Origin of the sequence: Enterobacter sp. 22452 (genome assembly GCF_052045065.1) — a bacterium.
GTDB lineage: Bacteria > Pseudomonadota > Gammaproteobacteria > Enterobacterales > Enterobacteriaceae > Enterobacter > Enterobacter mori.
Genome location: NZ_JBQEOB010000003.1, coordinates 207,926 through 227,197, shown reverse-complemented (window position 1 = coordinate 227,197; position 19,272 = coordinate 207,926). Strand labels below are relative to the sequence as shown.

17 protein-coding genes are annotated in these 19,272 nt (G+C 62.1%); 9 read left to right on the top strand and 8 right to left on the bottom strand.

The window, feature by feature from the left end:
- Positions 1-12: 12 nt before the first annotated feature.
- Genes ACTJJA_RS10960 through ACTJJA_RS10950 form a run of 3 tightly spaced genes read right to left on the bottom strand, consistent with a single transcriptional unit; the run spans position 13 to position 3,907 of the window.
- Positions 13-1,632 (bottom strand): MFS transporter, encoded by a 1,620-nt coding sequence (locus tag ACTJJA_RS10960; protein WP_440667939.1) that lies wholly within the window; start codon positions 1,630-1,632, stop codon positions 13-15.
- Entirely contained in the window at positions 1,629-2,036 is a 408-nt protein-coding gene (locus ACTJJA_RS10955) for a DoxX family protein (RefSeq protein WP_440667937.1), read from the bottom strand. The genes ACTJJA_RS10960 and ACTJJA_RS10955 overlap by 4 nt, the downstream gene beginning before the upstream one ends.
- Complete coding sequence (locus ACTJJA_RS10950) at positions 2,036-3,907, bottom strand: amidohydrolase (RefSeq protein WP_042717361.1); 1,872 nt, start codon at positions 3,905-3,907, stop codon at positions 2,036-2,038. Before ACTJJA_RS10950 ends, ACTJJA_RS10955 begins: the two co-directional genes overlap by 1 nt.
- Before the next feature lie 217 nt (positions 3,908-4,124).
- Here ACTJJA_RS10950 and ACTJJA_RS10945 point away from each other — a divergent pair, with 217 nt between their 5' ends.
- From ACTJJA_RS10945 to ACTJJA_RS10925, 5 genes are all read left to right on the top strand, one after another.
- Positions 4,125-4,811 (top strand): hydrolase, encoded by a 687-nt coding sequence (locus ACTJJA_RS10945; protein ID WP_023331928.1) that lies wholly within the window; start codon positions 4,125-4,127, stop codon positions 4,809-4,811.
- Between the two features lie 61 nt (positions 4,812-4,872).
- Positions 4,873-5,094, top strand: a complete 222-nt coding sequence (locus ACTJJA_RS10940) for a DUF1427 family protein (protein ID WP_440667934.1) — start codon at positions 4,873-4,875, stop codon at positions 5,092-5,094.
- Complete coding sequence (locus tag ACTJJA_RS10935; protein WP_010427264.1) at positions 5,091-5,351, top strand: XapX domain-containing protein; 261 nt, start codon at positions 5,091-5,093, stop codon at positions 5,349-5,351. The genes ACTJJA_RS10940 and ACTJJA_RS10935 overlap by 4 nt, the downstream gene beginning before the upstream one ends.
- Before the next feature lie 23 nt (positions 5,352-5,374).
- On the top strand, positions 5,375-5,755 hold the full coding sequence (locus ACTJJA_RS10930) for a response regulator transcription factor (protein ID WP_120159629.1): 381 nt from the start codon (positions 5,375-5,377) through the stop codon (positions 5,753-5,755).
- 9 nt (positions 5,756-5,764) lie between these two features.
- Positions 5,765-11,344, top strand: coding sequence for a trifunctional serine/threonine-protein kinase/ATP-binding protein/sensor histidine kinase (locus ACTJJA_RS10925; RefSeq protein WP_440667931.1), 5,580 nt, complete (start codon positions 5,765-5,767; stop codon positions 11,342-11,344).
- A gap of 3 nt (positions 11,345-11,347) precedes the next feature.
- Here ACTJJA_RS10925 and ACTJJA_RS10920 read toward each other — a convergent pair whose 3' ends face one another.
- Both ACTJJA_RS10920 and ACTJJA_RS10915 read right to left on the bottom strand, forming a co-directional pair.
- Positions 11,348-11,965: a response regulator transcription factor gene (locus ACTJJA_RS10920; RefSeq protein WP_440667929.1), complete on the bottom strand. Its 618-nt coding sequence runs from the start codon at positions 11,963-11,965 to the stop codon at positions 11,348-11,350.
- Positions 11,966-12,150: 185 nt separating this feature from the next.
- Positions 12,151-12,537, bottom strand: coding sequence for a VOC family protein (locus ACTJJA_RS10915; protein WP_440667928.1), 387 nt, complete (start codon positions 12,535-12,537; stop codon positions 12,151-12,153).
- 88 nt (positions 12,538-12,625) lie between these two features.
- Here ACTJJA_RS10915 and ACTJJA_RS10910 point away from each other — a divergent pair, with 88 nt between their 5' ends.
- Together ACTJJA_RS10910 and ACTJJA_RS10905 are read left to right on the top strand one after the other, a co-directional pair.
- A complete protein-coding gene (locus ACTJJA_RS10910) occupies positions 12,626-13,228 on the top strand; it encodes an ATP-dependent Clp protease proteolytic subunit (protein ID WP_008501342.1) in 603 nt (200 codons plus the stop codon).
- Between the two features lie 136 nt (positions 13,229-13,364).
- A complete protein-coding gene (locus ACTJJA_RS10905; protein WP_214577120.1) occupies positions 13,365-14,486 on the top strand; it encodes a ribosomal protein uL16 3-hydroxylase in 1,122 nt (373 codons plus the stop codon).
- A 77-nt stretch (positions 14,487-14,563) separates the two neighbouring features.
- Here ACTJJA_RS10905 and ACTJJA_RS10900 read toward each other — a convergent pair whose 3' ends face one another.
- Positions 14,564-15,982 carry a PLP-dependent aminotransferase family protein gene (locus ACTJJA_RS10900; RefSeq protein ID WP_440667926.1) on the bottom strand — a complete coding sequence of 473 codons (1,419 nt, stop codon included), beginning with the start codon at positions 15,980-15,982 and terminating at the stop codon, positions 14,564-14,566.
- A 176-nt stretch (positions 15,983-16,158) separates the two neighbouring features.
- Here ACTJJA_RS10900 and ACTJJA_RS10895 point away from each other — a divergent pair, with 176 nt between their 5' ends.
- Positions 16,159-16,320, top strand: coding sequence for a DUF1127 domain-containing protein (locus ACTJJA_RS10895; protein ID WP_010427246.1), 162 nt, complete (start codon positions 16,159-16,161; stop codon positions 16,318-16,320).
- An 86-nt stretch (positions 16,321-16,406) separates the two neighbouring features.
- Here ACTJJA_RS10895 and pdxR read toward each other — a convergent pair whose 3' ends face one another.
- Positions 16,407-17,795, bottom strand: coding sequence for a MocR-like pyridoxine biosynthesis transcription factor PdxR (gene pdxR, locus ACTJJA_RS10890; RefSeq protein WP_440667924.1), 1,389 nt, complete (start codon positions 17,793-17,795; stop codon positions 16,407-16,409).
- A 103-nt stretch (positions 17,796-17,898) separates the two neighbouring features.
- Between pdxR and ACTJJA_RS10885 the strand changes: the two genes are divergently transcribed.
- Positions 17,899-18,378 carry a carboxymuconolactone decarboxylase family protein gene (locus tag ACTJJA_RS10885; RefSeq protein WP_023334367.1) on the top strand — a complete coding sequence of 160 codons (480 nt, stop codon included), beginning with the start codon at positions 17,899-17,901 and terminating at the stop codon, positions 18,376-18,378.
- Here ACTJJA_RS10885 and ACTJJA_RS10880 read toward each other — a convergent pair.
- Positions 18,365-19,267, bottom strand: a complete 903-nt coding sequence (locus tag ACTJJA_RS10880; protein ID WP_440667922.1) for a LysR family transcriptional regulator — start codon at positions 19,265-19,267, stop codon at positions 18,365-18,367. The genes ACTJJA_RS10885 and ACTJJA_RS10880 overlap by 14 nt on opposite strands.
- Between the last annotated feature and the right edge of the window lie 5 nt (positions 19,268-19,272).

Here is a 19,272-nt window from a genome sequence, read left to right as displayed (position 1 = left end):
TGATGGTTATGGTTATACCGGCGCGACCAGGTAGCGAATTGCCGGTGATGTTGTGCCCTGATGAAAAGCCAGAACGCGGCTCTGCAGCAGGAGGTCATTCATGGTGTGGCGCTCCTGCTGGCGCAGATGTTCAATCCACGAGCCCATCAGGAAGGTCTCGATAAACAGACCGGGGCGCTCAATATCTTCGTATACCGCCCAGCTCATCGCCCCGGCGCGGCGGCGCACCCGGCGCAGCTCGTGGACCGCCTCCAGGAAGGCCTTCGCGTTCTGCGGGTCGATGATGTACTCGTGCGACACCAGCACCGGGCCGCGCTCGTTCGGCAGGTCAATCTCCACGCCGTCCAGCGGCTGGCCGCTCAGGTCGAGGTTCAGGTCCGGATCTTTCCCCAGCTTCCAGCGGAACACCGTCGCGCTTGCCAGCACCATCCCCAGCGTGGCGACCACCAGCGAGGTCGGGGTGCCGAACCGGGAAGCGATCTGCCCCCAGATGGCGCTGCCCGTGGTCATCGAGCCGAAGAACACCGTCAGGTAGACCGCCAGCGCGCGGGCCTTTACCCAGCGGGCGGCGCTGCGCTGCGCGCCGAGGTTGAGGGTGGAGAGCACCGCAATCCACGCGAAGCCGGTGAAGAATTCAAACAGGTTGAGCAACCAGACGTGACGCACGAACGCCAGCGCCAGCATAGTGAGAGCAAAGGTCAGGCTGGCGGCCACCATCAGGCGGTCGGCGTTCAGCCGCTGGCGCAGGCGCGGCAGCAAAATAGCCCCGGCAATTGCCCCCAGACCAATGCACGCCAGCATTACGCCGTAGCCCGCCGGGCCTAAGCCCAGCTCGCGGCGTGCCACCAGCGGCAGCAGTGCCCAGCCCGCGCTGGCGAAGACAAAAAAGGCCACCGTACGGACCAGCACGTTGCGCAGTACCGGCGCGGCGTGTACGTAGCGAATCCCGGAGCGCACCGCCGAGAAGAAGTGCTCCGGCGGCAGACGCTGAATGGACGGTGCCGGACGCCAGCGCCACAGCACCCACGCCACGCCGACCACGGACAGCGTGTTCAGGGCAAACACCATCCACGGCCCGGCGAGCGACAGCAAAAAGCCGCCCAGCGCGGGGCCAATCGCCCGGCTGATGTTCACCCCGAGCGAGTTCAGCGCCACGGCGGCACCCAGCTCTGGCTTGCTCACCAGATCGGGCACCACGGCCTGAAACGGCGGCGAGCTCATCGCCGCCCCCACGCTCAGCAGAAACGTCGCCACCAGCAGAACGGTGGGGGTAACGTGTCCGGTGAAGGAGAGCACCGTCAGCCCGGCGGCAGCGATGAACACCCACAGCTGGGAGAAGAGCAGGTATTTACGTCGGTCGACGATGTCCGCCATCACCCCGGACGGCAGGGCGAAGAGGAACATCGGCAGGCTGCTTGCCGCCTGTACCAGCGCGATGTCCAGCGGGTCGGCGCTCAGGGTCAGCATGCTCCAGTTGATGCCGACGTCGCTCATCCATGAGCCGACGTTAGAGACCACCGTGGCGATCCACAGCATGCGGAACACCGGCTGGCTCAGCGGCTGCCAGGGCGAAACCGTCGGTGCGGGCGTCGTCTCGACGTGTGCGTCGCGAACGTCGTTAACCTGGGTCATGCAAACCTCTCCGTTGCCTTACGCTGCAGCCGCCACTGGCCCGGCCCGGTGAGGGCAAGGGTGGTGAAGACAATCAGCAGCAGCCAGCCAAACTGCCCTTCGGCAATCGACCAGTTCGGGTGGACCGCCAGCATCGCCACCAGCAGCACGGCGATAATCGGCAGGCACGCCAGGCGGGTGTAAACCCCCGCAATGATAAACAGCGGGCAAATCACCTCGGCGACAATCGCCGGGATCAGGCTCGCCCAGGGCCCGAAGCCGAACGGATCTTCAATGCGCGTCAGCTCTTCGCTGAAGTGCAGCACCTTCGGCAGGCCGTGCACGTAAAGCAGCAGCAGGCTGCCGGTCAGGCGCAGGAAGAACAGCCCCAGGTCGATCCGGGGCGGCATAGTGGTATTTTTCATCAGAATGCAAAGCAGCTGCAGCCCAGCGCCCCCCAGAAAGCGTTATCGTCGGACACCGGCATCTCTGACGTGCGGGCGAAATCATGCTGGTGGCTGTGAACCCCGCACGGGCCGCTGCAGTGGTGGATAGGGCTCATGCCGACGCGGGCGGCCTGCGGCGGTGCGCTGCGGTAGTGGCCCGGCACCTTGACCACCGGTGACCACTCGGGCAGGACCGGAATGGCAGGCGGGGAAAGCGGGCCAAAGCTGCCTGCGGCGTAGACGATGTCGCCGTTCACCACCGTCAGGACGGACTCGATGCCCTTGATCTCCTCTTCCGGCACGCGGAAGTAGTCTTTGCTCAGCACGGCCAGATCGGCAAGCTGGCCGACCTTGATCTGCCCCTTCTGGTTCTGCTCGCTGGAGAACCACGCGCTGCCCTGGGTCCAGAGCATCAGGGCGGTATCGCGATCCAGACGGGCGCTGTGGTCGTACATCTGCATCCCGCCGACGGTACGGCCAGAGACCAGCCAGTAGAGCGCGGTCCACGGGTTGTAGCTCGCCACGCGGGTGGCGTCCGTCCCTAAGCCCACCGGCACGCCGGTCTCGAGCATTTTCGCCACCGGCGGCGTATGGCGGGTGGCTTCGATGCCGTAACGCTCGGCGAAGTATTCGCCCTGGAAGGCCATGCGGTGCTGGACGGCAATGCCACCGCCCAGTTCTTTGATGCGGTCGATGTTGGCCTGGGTGACGGTTTCCGCATGGTCGAAGAACCAGTGCAGGCCGTTGAACGGAATGTCGCGGTTCACCTTCTCGAACACGTCCAGCATACGGCTGATGGATTCGTTATAGGTGGCGTGCAGGCGGAACGGCCAGCGGTGCTCCACCAGATGGCGCACCACGCGCTCCAGCTCATCCTCCATGCCCGGCGCGAGGTCAGGGCGCGGCTCGAGGAAGTCTTCAAAATCGGCGGCGGAGAAGACGAGCATCTCGCCCGCGCCGTTGTGGCGGAAGAAGTCGCTGCCCTGGCCCGGCGTGAGCATGTCGGTCCATTTTTCAAAGTCTTCCAGCTCGTGGCCCGGACGCTGGGTAAACAGGTTATAGGCGATGCGGATGGTCATCTGCTTTTTCTCGTGCAGCTCGGCAATCACCTCGTAATCTTCTGGGTAGTTCTGGAAGCCGCCACCCGCGTCGATGGCGCTGGTCAGCCCCAGGCGGTTCAGCTCGCGCATGAACTGGCGGGTAGAGTTGACCTGCTGCTCCAGCGGCAGCTTCGGCCCTTTCGCCAGCGTGGCGTAGAGGATCATGGCGTTCGGACGGGCAATCAGCATCCCGGTCGGGTTGCCGTTGGCGTCGCGCTGGATCTCGCCGCCCGGCGGGTTTGGCGTGTCTTTGGTGTAGCCGACTACCTTCAGCGCGGCGCGGTTGAGCAGGGCGCGGTCGTACAGATGCAGGATGAAGACCGGGGTGTCCGGCGCGGCGTCGTTAATTTCGTCGAGGGTCGGCATGCGGCGCTCAGCAAACTGGAACTCGGTCCAGCCGCCCACCACGCGCACCCACTGGGGCGACGGCGTGCGCAGGGCCTGCTCTTTCAGCATCCGCAGGGCGTCGGCCAGGGACGGCACGCCTTCCCAGCGCAGCTCGAGGTTGTAGTTTAGCCCGCCGCGGATCAGGTGCAGGTGCGAGTCGTTCAGGCCGGGGATGGCGGTGTGGCCTTTTAAGTCGACCACTTTGGTGCCGTCGCAGTGGTGTTGCATCACCTCGGCGACGGTACCCACTTCCAGAAATTTTCCGTCGCGCACGGCAACGGCTTCCGCGACAGGGTTCTCGCGATCGACGGTGTGAAACTGGCCGTTAACCAGAATGAGATCGGCTTTACCGAGGGTAACCATAACTGCTCCTGACTGAGAGGGGAATGGTCAGGATTATGGGAACCGGTTTCGGCAAAGATCCAGTTATACAATAGGATAGGTATACCAAAGTATAACTATACCTAAGGTTAACTATACGAAGAGATAATTACGCGCAGGGACGGAAAACCGCAGGATGAGGGTGATTTTATCGTCGCGGCGCTCGCGGCGATTTCACCCTTAACCACTGGAAAATGCTATGACCTCTTCAAAGCTCGAAGTGTTAACCCCTGCGAACTGTCAGATCATCTTTATCGATCACCAGCCACAGATGGCGTTTGGCGTGCAGTCTATTGACCGCCAGGTGCTGAAAAACAACACCGTGGCGCTGGCGAAAGCGGCCAAAGTGTTCAACATCCCGACCATCATCACCACCGTTGAGACCGAAAGCTTCTCCGGCAATACCTACCCGGAGCTGCTGGACGTGTTCCCGGGCCAGGACATTCTGGAGCGTACTTCCATGAACTCCTGGGATGACCAGAAAGTGCGCGACGCGCTGAAGGCCAACGGCAAGAAGAAGGTGGTGGTTGCCGGCCTGTGGACCGAAGTGTGCAACAACAGCTTCGCCCTGTGCGCGATGCTGGAAGGCGACTACGAAATTTATATGGTGGCGGACGCGTCCGGCGGCACCTCCAAAGAAGCCCACGACTTCGCGATGCAGCGCATGATTCAGGCTGGCGTGATCCCGGTGACCTGGCAGCAGGTGATGCTGGAGTGGCAGCGCGACTGGGCGCGTAAAGAGACCTACACCGCAGTGATGGATATCGTGCGCGAGCACTCCGGCGCGTACGGCATGGGCGTGGATTACGCCTACACCATGGTGCACAAAGCGCCGTCTCGCCAGAAGAGCGAGCACCGCACCTTAGCGCCGGTTCCGGCTCGCTAAGCCCCGCTGGCGGGCTGGTCCCTCATCCGGCTCGCCGCTGCCTTTTTCTCTGGAGTTCACAATGAGTATTGGGCTGATATCCCTTGCCGCAGGCGTCTTGATTGGCCTGATGTATGCCGTGCTGAAGGTGCGCTCCCCCGCGCCGCCCGCACTGGCGCTGATTGGCCTGCTGGGGATGCTGGCGGGTGAACAGGCGACGCGGCATCTGTTATCCCGCGACGGCGCGCCGCCGCCTCAGGTGACCGCTCCGCAGGCCAACTCGCAGACGGGAGCGTCCTCATGAAAGCATGGATAATTTCGCTGGTGTGCGGCGTGGTTGCTGGGGTAATTTACGCTCTGCTCGACGTCCATTCCCCGGCGCCGCCGGTTGTCGCCCTGCTCGGCCTGTTTGGCATGCTGGTGGGCGAACAGCTCATCCCGGTGGGACGGCGTTTACTGAGTCGCGAACCGCTTACCCTCGCCTGGTTTCGTCACGAATGCGTGCCGAAAATCAGCGGCACGGCGCCCCCTGCGCCCGCGAAGGACGATCGCGACGTTTAATGATTTACCAGAGGAAAGACAGCATGACGCTGCCGTGGCGCATTGCCATCATTGATGACGAACGTTCCGTCCGCAGCGGGCTGAGTAATCTCCTGGAGTCGGAAGGCTATTCGACCGATACGTTTGATTCGGCAGAGGTGTTTCTGAGCCATCCTCTCGCACTGTCCGGCGCGGCGCTGGTGATCGCCGATATCAAGCTGCGGGGCATGAGCGGTCTGGAGCTGTTTGACAAGCTGCGGCTACTGGCCGTACCGCCGCCGCCCGTGATCTTTATCTCCGGTCATGCTGACGAAAATATGCAGCGGTACGCTCTCGGTCTGGGCGCCGCTGCATTTTTGCGTAAGCCCATTAACATCGATATTCTGCTGGATCATCTTCAGCGGGAGCTGGCCCGCCGACAATAAGGATCGCGGATGAACGAACACGAGCAGCCTGCATTCTGGCCCGCCCAGGGGAATCTTCACCAGGGGCGGGTTTTTGTCCTTAAAGAGGATGTGATTTTTACCGTGCTGGCGCAGGAGGGCGGTATCGCCTGGATGCACGCGCGGCATCCTCATTCCGGCGGCTCGTTCATTATCGCCACCGCGGTGAGCGACGAAGAGGAAGAGCGGGCCACCCGGCTGCTGAAAAACGAGTTTGCGCTGCGCGACGTGCTGCAGGACAGTTGGGCCATCCGCGCCGTTGCTTCCACCCAGTACCGGGGGCGCTTCGCGCTGGTGTATGCCCCGTTTGCGTTTGAGCTGCTGGCGCGGCGCGCGGGCAGGGCGATCTCGGGCATCGCGCGCTTTATCGAAATGGCGATCCAGATCTGCGTTCCCCTGCGCCAGATGCATCTGCAAAACCTGATCCACGGCGATATCAAACCCGGCAGTATTTTTGTTCAGCACGATGCCACCTGCCGTCTGGGCAGCTTTGGCCTTTCCAGCAGCCTTTCCGATGCCATCACCCAGACCCGGCTTGCCGTTTCAGGCGGTACGCCCGCGTATATGTCGCCGGAGCACACCACCCGCACCCAGCGCCCCGTCGACGGCCGCAGCGATCTCTACAGCCTCGGCATGGTGCTGTATGAACTCCTGACCGGGCGCCTGCCGTTTGAACTGGGGGAGGACGATCAGACCCACTGGGCGCACTACCATATTGCCTCGGCGCCGCTGGCCCCGGACGCGATCCGCCCGGACGTGCCGGAAATGCTGTCGACCATCATCCTCAAGCTGCTGGAAAAGCACCCCGATCACCGCTACCAGACGGTCGACGGGCTGATTGCCGACCTCCGCCGCTGCCAGGCGACGCTGACCTGCGAGGGCGAGATTGTCGCCTTTACCCCCGGCCAGCAGGACCGCACCCCGGCGATCCATCTTGCGGACTCCCTGTTTGCGACGCATCCGCAGGCGAACGACGTCATTGCCGCGTTTGAGCGGGTGGGGCAGAACCTGGTGCCGGAGCTGGTAACGATCGGCGGGCCGTCGGGGATCGGCAAATCGTCGATCATCGCGACGGCGCTCAAAGCGCTGCAGCAGCGTACGGTGCTGCTGGCGGTGGGCAAAGTCGACCAGTTTTCACCGTCGCTGCCTTACGGCGTATTAAGCTCCGCGTTCCGCACCCTGACGCTGCACCTGCTGGGGCTGCCCGCAGAGGACGTGGCGAAGTGGAAAATCCGCCTCTCGCGCGCCCTGGAGGGATACGAAGCGCTGGCCGTCAGCCTGGTGCCCGAGCTGGGCCTGCTGCTGGAGAGCAAGCCGCGCTTCTCGGCGGATACGTTTTCCATTGATGCCCGGGCGCGCTTCAGCCATATGGTGCTGGCGCTGGTAAAAACCTTTGCCTCGCAGGGTTGCCCGCTGGTACTGGTGCTCGACGATCTCCAGTGGAGCGACGCCGCCAGCCTGCATACGCTCAAATATCTGCTGATGAACTGCGGCGCTGTTCCGCTGCTGGTGGTCGCGGCCCACCGGGATATCAGTTCCGTGTCCGACGCCGCCCTGCAGGCGCTGCTGGCAGGCCTGCCGGAGGCGGCGCAAAACGCGAGCGAGATTGTCCCGCAGGCGCTTTCCGTGAAAGCGGTGGCGCGCTGGCTGGCGACGGTATTTCGCACCCGCAGCGCGGCGACCGACCTCGCCACGCTGATCCACGAGAAGACGGGCGGCAACCCGCTCTTTGTGCACGAGTTTTTCCGCCGCATCGTCGATGACGGCCTGGTGGTGCACAACAAATATCAGGACAAGTGGCACTACGATCTGCAGGCGATCCGCGCCAGGCATTACACCGAAAACGTCGTCACTCTGGTGCTGGAGCAGCTCGAAGAGCTGCCCGACGAGACGCGCCGCCTGCTGGGCAGCATCGCCTGCCTCGGCGGCACGGGCGAGATGGAGATGATCTGCCGCGTGGTTGGCCTGTCGATGGCGGAAATGCGCTATGCGCTGCACCCGGCGGTGATGGCCCAGCTCATCGTGCTGACGGAAAAAAAGTATGCCTTCACCCACGACCGGGTGCAGGAGGCGGCCTTTGCGCTGCTGGATCGCCATGAGAAAAGCCATATTCACCTGACGACCGCCAGCCTGCTGGCCGACGCCGCGCGTCAGGCGGCGGGGAACGAGCTGCTGTTCCGCGCCGTTCACCACGTCACGGCCGCGCTGGACAGCATCCAGCCCGCACCGCAGCGCCAGATGTTCCGCGAACTGAGCCTGCTGGCCGCGCGACGCGCGAAGCGTTCGGGAGATTACCTTTCGGCGCTCGGCTATATTCAGACCGCCAGAGCGCTGGGCAACGCCGGGACGGTGTCAGACTTTATGCTCGATATCGAAGAGGCGGGCTGCGAGTTTGCGCTGGGGCATCTGGAGCGCACCCGCGAGCTGTGTGACGCCATTCTCGGCTGCCCCGGCGGGCTGACCGAAAAGGCGCTGGCGGCCAACCTGCTGGTGGAGGTGTATATTCGCCAGTCGGACAGCCGTCTGGCGCTGGAGGCGGCGCTCTGCTGGCTGGGGATTTTCGGGATCCAGATTAGCCGCCATCCGGAAGATGCCGACTGCGACGAGGCCTGGGCGCTGTTTTGCAACCGCACGGCCGACGCGCCGCAAAACCTGTTTGCCCAGCTGTCGCGGATGGATAACCCGGAAACCGAAGCGGTGATGAACCTGCTCTACAGCGCCAGCATTTGCGCCAGCTTCATCTGCCCGCGCCTGCACTTTTTGCTGCTCTGCCGCATGATGCACCTGACTCTCGACCACGGCATTACCGGCGCCTCCACCACGGCGATGGCCTGGTTTGGCGTGCTGATGGGCCACCGCTACGCCGAGTACCGCCTCGGGTTCCAGTACGGCACCCTGGCCCGCGAGCTGGTCAATCGCCACGGCTACGATGCCTTCGAAGCCAAAACCCTGCTGCCGCTCGACCAGCTCAGCGTCTGGACCCAGCCTTTATCGTTTACCATCGAGTGCGCGAAGGCCTGCTTCACCTCGGCGGTGACCCACGGTGATATGACGATGGCCTGCTTTGCGGCCTGCCATCAGGTGATTAACTTCCTCTCGCGGGGCGACCACCTGGACGGAGTGTTGACCAGCATCGATCGCGGCCTGGCGTTCGTGCGTAAAACCCACTTCCAGGACGTGGAAACCATTTTGATGGTTCAGCGCGGCTACGTTGAGTTCCTGCGCACGCCGGTCATCGGCACCTGGACCGCGTCGCAGGTATTGCCGGAGGCGCTGCTTCCCGCGTCGCCGGAGCAGGCGCCGGAGAAGAACGCCACCATGCTGTTCTGGTACTGGCTGTATCGCGGCATGGCGCACTTTACCTGCGGGGAATATGCCGACGCGCAGGCGGATCTCGAGATGGCGGGCTGGTACGCGTGGTCTGCGCCGGGGCACATCCATCTGCTGGACTACCATCTTTACAGCGCTCTGGCGCTGTCGCGTCAGCTGACGCCGGAGACCTTCTCGGCGAATCACCGCCGCAGCATTCACGTCCACTACGACAAAATCGCCCTCTGGGCGCGCATTAATCCCGGCACGTTTGCGGATAAAGAGGCGCTGATCTACGCCGAAATCGTGCGTCTGGACGGGATGAACAGCATTGCGCTCGAGCAGTATGAGAAGGCGGTCCGGCTCTCCCGCGAGGGCGGGTTTAATCCGATCAACGCCCTGGCCCACGAGCTGGCGGGGCGCTTTGCGCTGGCCTGCGGCTACCCGACCGCCTCGGACGCGCACTTCCGCGGCTCGATTGCCGCCTGGGGACGCGCGGGCGCGCAGGCCAAGGTGCGCCAGCTGGAGCAGGATTTCCCGCACCTGCTGGCCTCCGGGCAGGCCAGCGCCTACGACACGGTGGCCTTCGCCCAGAACGAGACCATCCGCGATCTGCAAAGCGTCATCAAAGCCTCCCGCGCGCTCTCGGAAGAGATTAACCTTGAGCGCTTAATCGAAAACCTGATGACCATCCTGCTCGAACGCGCCGGGGCGCAGCGCGGCCTGCTGCTGCGCGTGAGCGAGAGCCTCATCCCGGAGATCGAGGCCAGCGCCTGGACCAGCACCGAGGGCGTGCGGGTGCGGATCCTGAAAGACGTGCCGACGGCGACCGACCTGCCGCTGTCGGTGCTGGCAGCGGTGATCCGCACCGGGCAGGAGATCCGCACCGGCAGGCCGGAGGAGTTCCATCCTTTTAGTCAGGACCCCTATCTGGTGACCTCGGGGGCGGCGGTCATGTGTGTCCCGATGTTCAAACAGGCGCGGCTGGTGGGCGTGCTGTACCTGGAAAATCGCCTGATGCCGGAGGTCTTTACCGCCGAGCACTCGCGCGTGGTGAGCCTGCTGGGCGCGCAGGCCGCGGTATCCCTGGAGACGGCGCGGCTGTACGCCGAGCTGCTGGCGGAGAACATCCAGCGCCGACGGGTGGAGAAAGAGCTGCGATCCAGCCAGACCTCGCTGATGCTGGGCGAGCAGATCAGCCACACCGGCAGCTGGCGCTGGGAGCTGGAGCAGGATCTGATGTTTGTCTCGGAAGAGTACGCCCGCATTCTCGGCCTGCCCGAGCAGCAAAAGATGATCTCCATGGCGGAGTTTTTGACCTTCGTTCATGAGGACGATTACGCCCGCATCAGCGCCATCGTCACCCGGAGCGTGCGCGACGGGCTCTCCATGCGCGCGGAGTTTCGCGTTAAGCGTACCGACGGCTCAACCCGCTACATCCTCGGGATTGGCGATCCGGTGGGCGTGGGCAGCGAGGTGAACGAGTATTACGGCATCATCACCGACATCACCAGCCAGCGCGCCGCGGAGGATGCCATGCGGGTCGCGCAGGCGGATCTGGCGCGAGTGTCCCGGGCCACCACCGTCGGGCAGCTGACCTCCTCCATCGCCCACGAGATCAACCAGCCGCTGATGTCGATCGTCTCGAACGCCGGGGCGAGCCTGCGCTGGCTCAACCGCGAGCCCGCCCGGCTGGATAAAGTCCGCGAAGGGCTGGAGGAGATCGCCGCGGAAGGCGCGCGGGCGGGGGAGATCATTCGCAGCATCCAGTCTCTGACGCGTAAGCAGGATCCCACCTTCTCGCGCATCGACATGCACTACCTGATCCACCATATCATCACGCTTTCGCGCAGCGAGCTGGAGCAGCGACACATTAGCGTTGATTATCTGTTAAGGGCGCAGGACAGCTTCATCACCGGCGATAGTGTGCAGATCCAGCAGGTGCTGTTGAATCTGGTGATGAATGCGGTAGAGGCGATGGCCGAGGTCAAGGATCGCGCCAGCACCATTACCCTCAGCACCGCCAACGCGGACGGGAAAGTGATCGTCGAGATCGCCGATACCGGGAGCGGCATTGAGCCCGAGCGGCTGGAGCAGATTTTTGACTCGTTCTACTCCACCAAAGCGCAGGGGATGGGGATGGGGCTGACCATCAGCGCCAGCATCATCGAGCGCCACTGCGGGAAGCTGAGCGCGCGCCGCCGGGAGCCGTACGGCACGGTGTTTGCGTTTGCGCTGCCGCTGGCGGCACAGGAAGGGTAAAGGTTACTCCGCAGGCAGGCTATTGGTCAGGCGCTCAACGGCCCTGACCAGCTCCGCCACGGAGCGCACCTGCATTTTCTCCATCACGCGGCGACGGTGCACCTTAACCGTGATCTCGCTGACGCCAAGCTCGGCGGCAATCTGCTTGTTCAGCATGCCGCTTATCGCCAGCGTCAGCACCTCGTGTTCACGCGGGGTGAGGGACAGATGGCGCTGCTTCAGGGCGTAGTGCTCTTTATTGCGCGCGGCGTTGTGTTCCGCCAGCTGAAGCGCGGACTCGATGGCGTCGATAAGCGCGGTGGATTCGACGGGTTTGGTGAGAAATTCGTACGCGCCGCCCTTAATGGCGCGCACCGACATCGGGATGGTGCCGTGGCCGGTAAGAAAAATAATCGGGATCTCGCGCCCGCTGTCCTTTAGGGCGTCAGCCACCTCAAAGCCCGAGATGGTGGGCATTTGCATATCGAGGACCACGCACGACGGCAGATCCTCAAACCGGTGTTGAAGAAACGCTTCTGCCGATGAAAAGCCGACGGCGTTCAGGTCCGCCGAGTCCAGCAGCCCGATTACGGACTGTCTGACTGCGTCATCGTCATCTACCACATACACAATGTGTTCCATTCACCGCCCCGGTGCTGATTGACATGTCGAGGATGCAAACAGTCCCGACGCTTACGTAAGAGACTGTTTATGCTGACTTTCATCTTAACACATTAACTATCATTATCATTTCACAATATGATAACCGTATGAAGATGAAGTATAGCGATACGTGACCGGGGCGGTTAAGCAACGAAACGCTGATTTTATGCACCAACAAGCTCGATGCGGTTGCCGTCCGGATCCGCGATCACCGCTTCATAGAAGCCGTCCCCGGTCATGCGCGGGGCGCTGAGCAGCGTGCCGTTTGCCTGTGCCCGCTCGGCCATGCCGTCGACCTGCGCTTTGCTGCCGACGTTGATGGCGATATGCGCCCAGCCGATAAACTCCGGGTGAGCAGGGGCGTCGGGCAGATCCGGCAGCGTCATCAGCTCGATGGTCGGCCCGTCATCCAGCGTAATAAAGTGAGATTCGAAACCGGGACGATTTTTACTGACGTAGCGTTCGTTACTGCGGCCATTAAAAACCGTTTCCCAGAACTGAACCTGTGCGTTCAGGCTGCGGGTCCAGAGTGCGACATGTGCAATATTCATATGCTCCCTCGTTATTTGTCTGTGAGGACTTTGATCGGTAAAACAGGCTACACTCTGGTTTTGAGCGCTACAAGCTGAGGAAATAACAATGCACTACACACTGAAAGAAAGCGACAAGGATAAAGCGGAAGGGTCAAACGGCGCGGGCGCTCTGCAGCAAAAACTGCTGGAGTCCCGTTCGATTGTGATCTCCGGTGAGATCAACCAGGAGCTGGCGCAGAAGGTCATCACCCAGATGATCCTGCTGCAAAGCGTCAGCAACGATCCGATCAAGCTGTACATCAACAGCCAGGGCGGCCACGTGGAAGCGGGCGATACCATCCACGACTTCATCAAATTCATCCGCCCGGAAGTGCACGTCATCGGCACCGGCTGGGTGGCGAGCGCCGGGATCACCATCTTCCTGGCGGCGAAGAAAGAGCACCGCTACTCGCTGCCAAATACCCGCTTTATGATCCACCAGCCGCTGGGCGGCGTGCGCGGTCAGGCGACGGATATTGAGATCGAAGCGCGCGAGATCATCCGCATGCTGGATCGCGTGAACAAGCTGATCGCTGACGCCACCGGCCAGCCGCTGGAAAAAGTGAAAAAAGACACCGACCGCAACTTCTGGATGTCTCCGGCAGAAGCGCTGGATTACGGCATCGTGGGTAAACTGATTACCCATTATGACGAGCTGAAGCTGGATTAAGATTTTATCGCCGTGTACGTGTCGGGTGGCGGCTACGCCTTACCCGACCTACACGTCCTCGTTTGACCCATGACAAGTTCCCCTCGTACCGTCTCTTCTATAATCGCGCCTGTTTCCCCTCTCACTGGTGCTACCCATGGCGTATCAACTGAACCTGAACTGGCCGGAATTTCTTGAGAAATACTGGCAAAAACAACCCGTAGTGCTGAAAAATGCCTTCCCGAATTTTGTCGATCCGATTACCCCGGACGAGCTGGCAGGCCTGGCGATGGAGCCGGAAGTCGATAGCCGCCTGGTGAGTCATTTCAACGGCAAATGGCAGGCCAGCAATGGTCCGTTTGAGCACTTTGACGATCTGGGCGAAACGGGCTGGTCGCTGCTGGCGCAGGCGGTAAACCACTGGCATATGCCCGCGGCGGAGCTGGTGCGTCCGTTCCGCGTCCTGCCGGACTGGCGTCTGGATGACCTGATGATCTCCTTCTCCGTGCCGGGCGGTGGCGTGGGTCCGCATATCGATCAGTACGACGTGTTTATCATTCAGGGGATGGGCAGCCGCCGCTGGCGCGTGGGCGACAAGCTACCGATGCGTCAGTTCTGCCCGCATCCGGCGCTGCTGCATGTCGATCCGTTTGAGCCGATCATCGACGAAGATCTGGCCCCGGGCGATATCCTCTACATCCCGCCTGGATTCCCGCACGACGGCTTTACCCATGAGACGGCGCTTAACTACTCCGTCGGCTTCCGCGGGCCGAACGGTCGCGATCTGATCAGCAGCTTCGCCGATTACGCGCTGGAAAACGATCTGGGTGGCGAGCACTACAGCGATCCGGATCTGACCTGTCGCGAACACCCGGGGCGCGTGGAGCAGTACGAGCTCGATCGCATTCGTCAGATGATGATCGACATGATCGGCAAACCAGATGATTTCACGAAGTGGTTCGGGAGCTTTGTCTCCACGCCGCGCCACGAGCTGGATATCGCCGCCGCCGAGCCGCCGTATGCGCCGGAAGAGGTGCTGGACGCGCTGCAGGGCGGCGAAACGCTGTCTCGCCTGAGCGGCCTGCGCGTGCTGAACATCAACGGCAGTTTCTTCATCAACAGCGAACAGCTGGAGACGGTAGACGCGAAGGCGGCGGATGCGCTGTGCCGCTACACCGAACTCGGCCAGGCTGAGCTGGGCGATGCGCTGAATAACCCGGCGTTTGTTGAAGAGCTCACCGGGCTGATTAACCAGGGGTACTGGTACTTCGACGAGTAGTGCGGTCTGTCGCCCGGTGGCGCTGCGCTTACCGGGCCTACAACGGGAGAGGGCCGGGGGGAGGGCATCAGGCCGCACTAGCCCTCCTCCATCGCAATCACAATCGCTTCACCCATCTTCTTCAACGCCTCGCGATTTTTGTCCGTCGGCGGCAGCGCCACGTTGATCCGCAGACAGTTGCGGTACTTCCCGGAGGCGGAAAACAGCGACCCGGCCGCGGCCTGGATTTTCAGCCGGCACAGCTGCTTGCTGACGCATACCATATCCACCTTCTCCGGCAGCTCAATCCACAGCAGGAAGCTTCCCTGCGGGCGCGTGACGCAAATCTCTGCCGGAAAATACTGCCGTACCCAGCAGGTGTAGGTTTCCATATTCTGCTGATAAATCTGGCGCATACGGCGCACGTGGCGATGGTAATGGCCGTCGCGAATAAACGCCGCCACCGCCATCTGCGTGCCCGGCACGTTAAACCCGCCCGCGGCGTATTTCATGTGCATCACCCGGTCGTAATAGCGCCCCGGCACAATCCAGCCGACGCGCAGGCCCGGTGCCACGGTTTTGGTAAACGAGCTGCAGAGGATCACGCGGCCGTCGATATCCATCGAATGAATGGTGCGCGGGCGAGGGTACTCCGCCGCCAGCTCGCCGTAAATGTCATCCTCCACGATCACGATATCGTGCCGCTGGGCGAGGGCTAAAACCTGCTTTTTGCGCGCTTCCGGCATGATAAACCCGAGCGGGTTATTGCAGTTGGGCACCAGGATCACCGCCTTGATCGGCCACTGCTCCAGCGCCAGCTCTAACGCCTCGATGCTGATCCCGGTCTCGGGATCGGTAGGAATTTCAATCGCCTTGATGTCAAACCCGCGCAGCATCTGCATGGTGCCGTGAAAGGACGGTGACTCCACCGCCACGATGTCCCCCGGCTTGCACACCGAGAGCAGGGCGATCGACAGCGCACCGTGGCAGCCGTTGGTGATGACAATCTCGTTCGCTGCCACGGTCGAGCCGCCGTCCAGCATCAGGCGGGCGATCTGCTCGCGCAGCTCCAGGCGGCCGTCGAGCACGTCATAGCTCAGCATTTCGGCAGGGTTATGCTGCGCGATGCGGCTCATCTCGCGCCACAGGGGCTTCAGGCTCAGCTGGTTAATATCCGGCGAGCCGCCGCCAAACGAAATCATCTCTTTGTCGGCGCGGGCGTCCAGCAGCATCATCACCTCATCCCACTGGGTGACGTCCACGGGGCGCTGCACCGGGCGCGTCATGGCCGGAACCGGCGGCTGGGCTTTGCGCTGCGAGACAAAATAGCCGGAGCGCGGCTGAGGGGTGATCAGCTGGAGATTTTCAAGGATCTGATAGGCCTGCTGTATGGTGCTGATACTCACGCCGTGCTCCTGGCTCAGCGTGCGCACCGACGGCAGACGTTCGCCGCTGCGATACAGCCCTTGTTCAATGCGTTCTGCCAGAAGGTTGGCCAGATGTTGATAGCGCGTCATGCTGTATCCTTTGTCTTCACCATACAGAGTGTAAAACCAGTACAGATTGCCGTAAAAATTGGCATTCAGATAATGTTTTAGCGGATCTGTATGTTAAACAAAAGGTGTTTTTGAGTCTGTATTGCACGGGTCCATTTCCAGGATGATAACCCCACTGGTACAGTGAGGAGAGCATCATGGAATTCTATGAGAATCGTTCAAAACGTCCGTTCGTCGTGTTTATCTGGATCGGCAAAACGATCTGCAACTGGTATCGCATCAACCGTACCCGCCGCATATTGAGCCAGATGAGCGACGAGCAGCTTAAGGACGTTGGGTTGTCGCGGCATGATGTATGAGCCGCGTCATCGCCCGGTGGCGCTACGCTTACCGGGCCTACGGGATCGAGTAGGCCGGGTAAAGCGAAGCCGTCACCCGGCGATTTTCAGCTCAACAGCTCAAGCGTCCGCCGCTTCGGCCTTTCCAGCAATTCCACCGCCTCTTCATACGACCGCACGTTGTTATAGCCCATCACCAGCCCGTAGCGTTTGCCCGAACCACGATACCACTCCGACAGCGCATTGACCTGCAGCTGCTGTTCCTGCCAGCAGCTGGCGATCTCCCGGTCACCGCTTCCTCTGGTCAGGAACGCCACGATATGCATCCCGCCGTCGTTTTGCTCGGTGAAAAACAGATCGCCATACACCTCGCGCAGGGCGGCAATCATCCAGTCGCGGCGGGTCTGATACAGGGCGCGCATCTTCTTCAGGTGACGGAAAAAATGCCCTTCGTTGAGAAACGCGGTGAGGATTTTTTGCGTCAGCACTGGCTGTCCGCTGGTGGTGATGTCCGCGCAGTCGGTAAAGGCCCCAACGGTGCTGGCGGGCATCACCACGTAGCCCATGCGCAGCGACGGCATGATGGTCTTACTGAAGGTGCCCATAAAAATCACCCGGTCATGCTGGTCGAGGCTTTTCAGCGACGGCAGCACCTTTCGGGTGTAGTGAAACTCCCCGTCGTAATCGTCTTCGATAATCCACGCCGCGTTCTGGCTTGCCCAGTCGAGCAGCTGCTGCTTGCGCGGCAGGGAGAGCGTGACTGCCAGCGGGCTCTGGTGCGACGGGGTCACGATGGCGAAACGGGCGTCGCGATGGTGATGGAGCAGGTATTCCGTGTCGATGCCGCTGCGATCGACCGGTACGGTGTGCAGGCGAGGCACGATCCGCTTGAGCAGCTGCTGGCCCATAAAATAGCCCGGATCTTCAAACACCACCTTGTCGCTGCGGCTGGCAAGCGTGTCGAGGATCAACCGCAGGCTGCCGCTGTAGCCGCTGGTGATCAGCACCTGCTCGGCGGTGCAGGAGAGCCCGCGCGAGATGTTCAGATAGCGGGCGATGGCCTGGCGCAGCGGATACCAGCCCAGCACCGGCGGGTTGAGCATCTCCTCCTGACGCATGGCGCGCGTCGCCTGGCCTGCCAGCAGCAGCCATTTTTTATAGGGAAAGCTGTCGAGGGCAGGGATGCCGGGACGCAGAAATCCCGCTCTCTCGCGCTGGCTGATAAGCGATGCCGGGAGCGTGCCGGTGGGCTGTTCCGCGGAGACGTTCTGCGCGGGCAGCAGAAGATCCGGATTCACCCGCGTGCCGCGCGCGCCCTGGCTCACCAGATACCCTTCGCCCGTCAGAATGGCATACGCCGTTTCGACGGTTTTACGCGCCACCTTCAGCTCTTCCGCCAGCACGCGGATGGCTGGCACCTTATCGCCCGGCTTCAGCACGCCGCGCGTGATGTTGTCGCGATAGCGGGAATAAATCTCGTGATAGCCCGGCTTCATGTCCTACCTCGTTTCACGCTTTTTGTGTCTTTTTACTATGTCATGAACGGCGTAGATTTGCCTCATCGCATGACACATGCCGCACATAAAAAGAGGAAAGACAATGAGCACTCGCGTCAACCACCATAAAGTCACACCTGCCCTCGCTAACGCGCTGTCTGCCCTGAGCATGGAGGTGGCAAAAACCTCCATCGACCCGGCGCTGAAGCACCTGATCGACATTCGCGTGTCGCAGCTGAACGGCTGCACCTTCTGCCTGGATATGCACTCGAAAGAGGCCAAAATCGCCGGGGAGCGCGAGCTGCGCCTGTACCATCTGGCGGCCTGGCGCGAGTCTCCGCTGTTCAGCGCCCGCGAGAAAGCCGCGCTGGCCTTCACCGAAGCGCTGACCCAGATTGGCGTTCACGGCGTGAGCGACGCGCTTTACCGCAGCGTGGCGGAGCACTTCTCGGACGTTGAGATTTCAGAGCTGAACTTCGCCATCGTGGCGATCAACGCCTGGAACCGTCTGGGGATCACCTCCCGCATGGAACCCGGTTCGCTGGATGCGGCTTACGGGCTGAACAAGGCTAACCTGGAATAATCCCGCGCTCGCGGATCATCGCCACCAGCGCCCGCAGCCCCGGCGGGACGTGGCGATGGCCTGGGTAGTACAGGCGCAGCCCGGCAAAGGGCTGCGCCCAGTCGTTTAACACGCTCACCAGCTCTCCCTTCTCAAGCTCTTCACGGATATACAGTTCTGGCAAAAATCCCACCCCTAATCCCGCTTTCACGGCGCGGATCGAGGCAAAAAGATCGGACGTCGCAAAGCGCGGCGGCACGGCAAGGGCGTACGTTTCCCCTCGACGCGCCAGCTCCCAGCGGTAGATCCCGCCGTGGGCCATGCGCATGCCGATCCCCTGATGTGAAAGCAGATCGTCCGGCGTCTCGGGTATACCGTGGCGTGCAAAATAGTCCGGCGTGGCGGTGACCAGTTGGCGGATCTCCCCGGTCAGCGGCACGGCGATCATGTCCTGCGGCACGGACTCCTCAAGGCGGATCCCCGCGTCATAGCCTTCCGCGACGATGTCGATCATTCGCGCTTCGCTGGCGGTCTCTACGCGCATCTTCGGGTAGCGGATCATAAAGTCGATCAGCAGCTGATCCAGAAACAGGGTGCCGATATGGTTCGGCACGTTCAGGCGCAGCGTGCCAGTAAGTTCCCCTGCGTCACTGTGAACCTCCTCGCCGGCGAGACGGATCTCCTGCAGCGCCGGGCCGATACGCGCCACGTAGCGCTGTCCGGCGTCGGTGAGCGCCACGCTGCGGGTGGTGCGGTTAAAGAGGCGGGTATCAAGGCGGCTCTCCAGCCCGGCGATGGCGTTGCTTACCGCCGTGGCGGACATGCCCAGCTCCTGCGCCGCGGCGCGAAAGCTGCCGCGCCGCACGACGGCCATCACCACTTCCAGCTCTGTCAGACCTGAACGATGCATAGATT

Bases quoted from the DNA above. Each gene is read 5' to 3' on its own strand.
- ACTJJA_RS10925 (WP_440667931.1), top strand. From the start codon at position 5,765: ATGAACGAACACGAGCAGCCTGCATTCTGGCCCGCCCAGGGGAATCTT.
- ACTJJA_RS10935 (WP_010427264.1), top strand. From the start codon at position 5,091: ATGAAAGCATGGATAATTTCGCTGGTGTGCGGCGTGGTTGCTGGGGTA.
- ACTJJA_RS10905 (WP_214577120.1), top strand. From the start codon at position 13,365: ATGGCGTATCAACTGAACCTGAACTGGCCGGAATTTCTTGAGAAATAC.
- ACTJJA_RS10945 (WP_023331928.1), top strand. From the start codon at position 4,125: ATGACCTCTTCAAAGCTCGAAGTGTTAACCCCTGCGAACTGTCAGATC.
- ACTJJA_RS10920 (WP_440667929.1), bottom strand. From the start codon at position 11,965: ATGGAACACATTGTGTATGTGGTAGATGACGATGACGCAGTCAGACAG.
- ACTJJA_RS10940 (WP_440667934.1), top strand. From the start codon at position 4,873: ATGAGTATTGGGCTGATATCCCTTGCCGCAGGCGTCTTGATTGGCCTG.
- ACTJJA_RS10900 (WP_440667926.1), bottom strand. From the start codon at position 15,982: ATGACGCGCTATCAACATCTGGCCAACCTTCTGGCAGAACGCATTGAA.
- ACTJJA_RS10895 (WP_010427246.1), top strand. From the start codon at position 16,159: ATGGAATTCTATGAGAATCGTTCAAAACGTCCGTTCGTCGTGTTTATC.
- pdxR (WP_440667924.1), bottom strand. From the start codon at position 17,795: ATGAAGCCGGGCTATCACGAGATTTATTCCCGCTATCGCGACAACATC.
- ACTJJA_RS10930 (WP_120159629.1), top strand. From the start codon at position 5,375: ATGACGCTGCCGTGGCGCATTGCCATCATTGATGACGAACGTTCCGTC.
- ACTJJA_RS10960 (WP_440667939.1), bottom strand. From the start codon at position 1,632: ATGACCCAGGTTAACGACGTTCGCGACGCACACGTCGAGACGACGCCC.
- ACTJJA_RS10950 (WP_042717361.1), bottom strand. From the start codon at position 3,907: ATGGTTACCCTCGGTAAAGCCGATCTCATTCTGGTTAACGGCCAGTTT.
- ACTJJA_RS10910 (WP_008501342.1), top strand. From the start codon at position 12,626: ATGCACTACACACTGAAAGAAAGCGACAAGGATAAAGCGGAAGGGTCA.
- ACTJJA_RS10880 (WP_440667922.1), bottom strand. From the start codon at position 19,267: ATGCATCGTTCAGGTCTGACAGAGCTGGAAGTGGTGATGGCCGTCGTG.
- ACTJJA_RS10885 (WP_023334367.1), top strand. From the start codon at position 17,899: ATGAGCACTCGCGTCAACCACCATAAAGTCACACCTGCCCTCGCTAAC.
- ACTJJA_RS10915 (WP_440667928.1), bottom strand. From the start codon at position 12,537: ATGAATATTGCACATGTCGCACTCTGGACCCGCAGCCTGAACGCACAG.
- ACTJJA_RS10955 (WP_440667937.1), bottom strand. From the start codon at position 2,036: ATGAAAAATACCACTATGCCGCCCCGGATCGACCTGGGGCTGTTCTTC.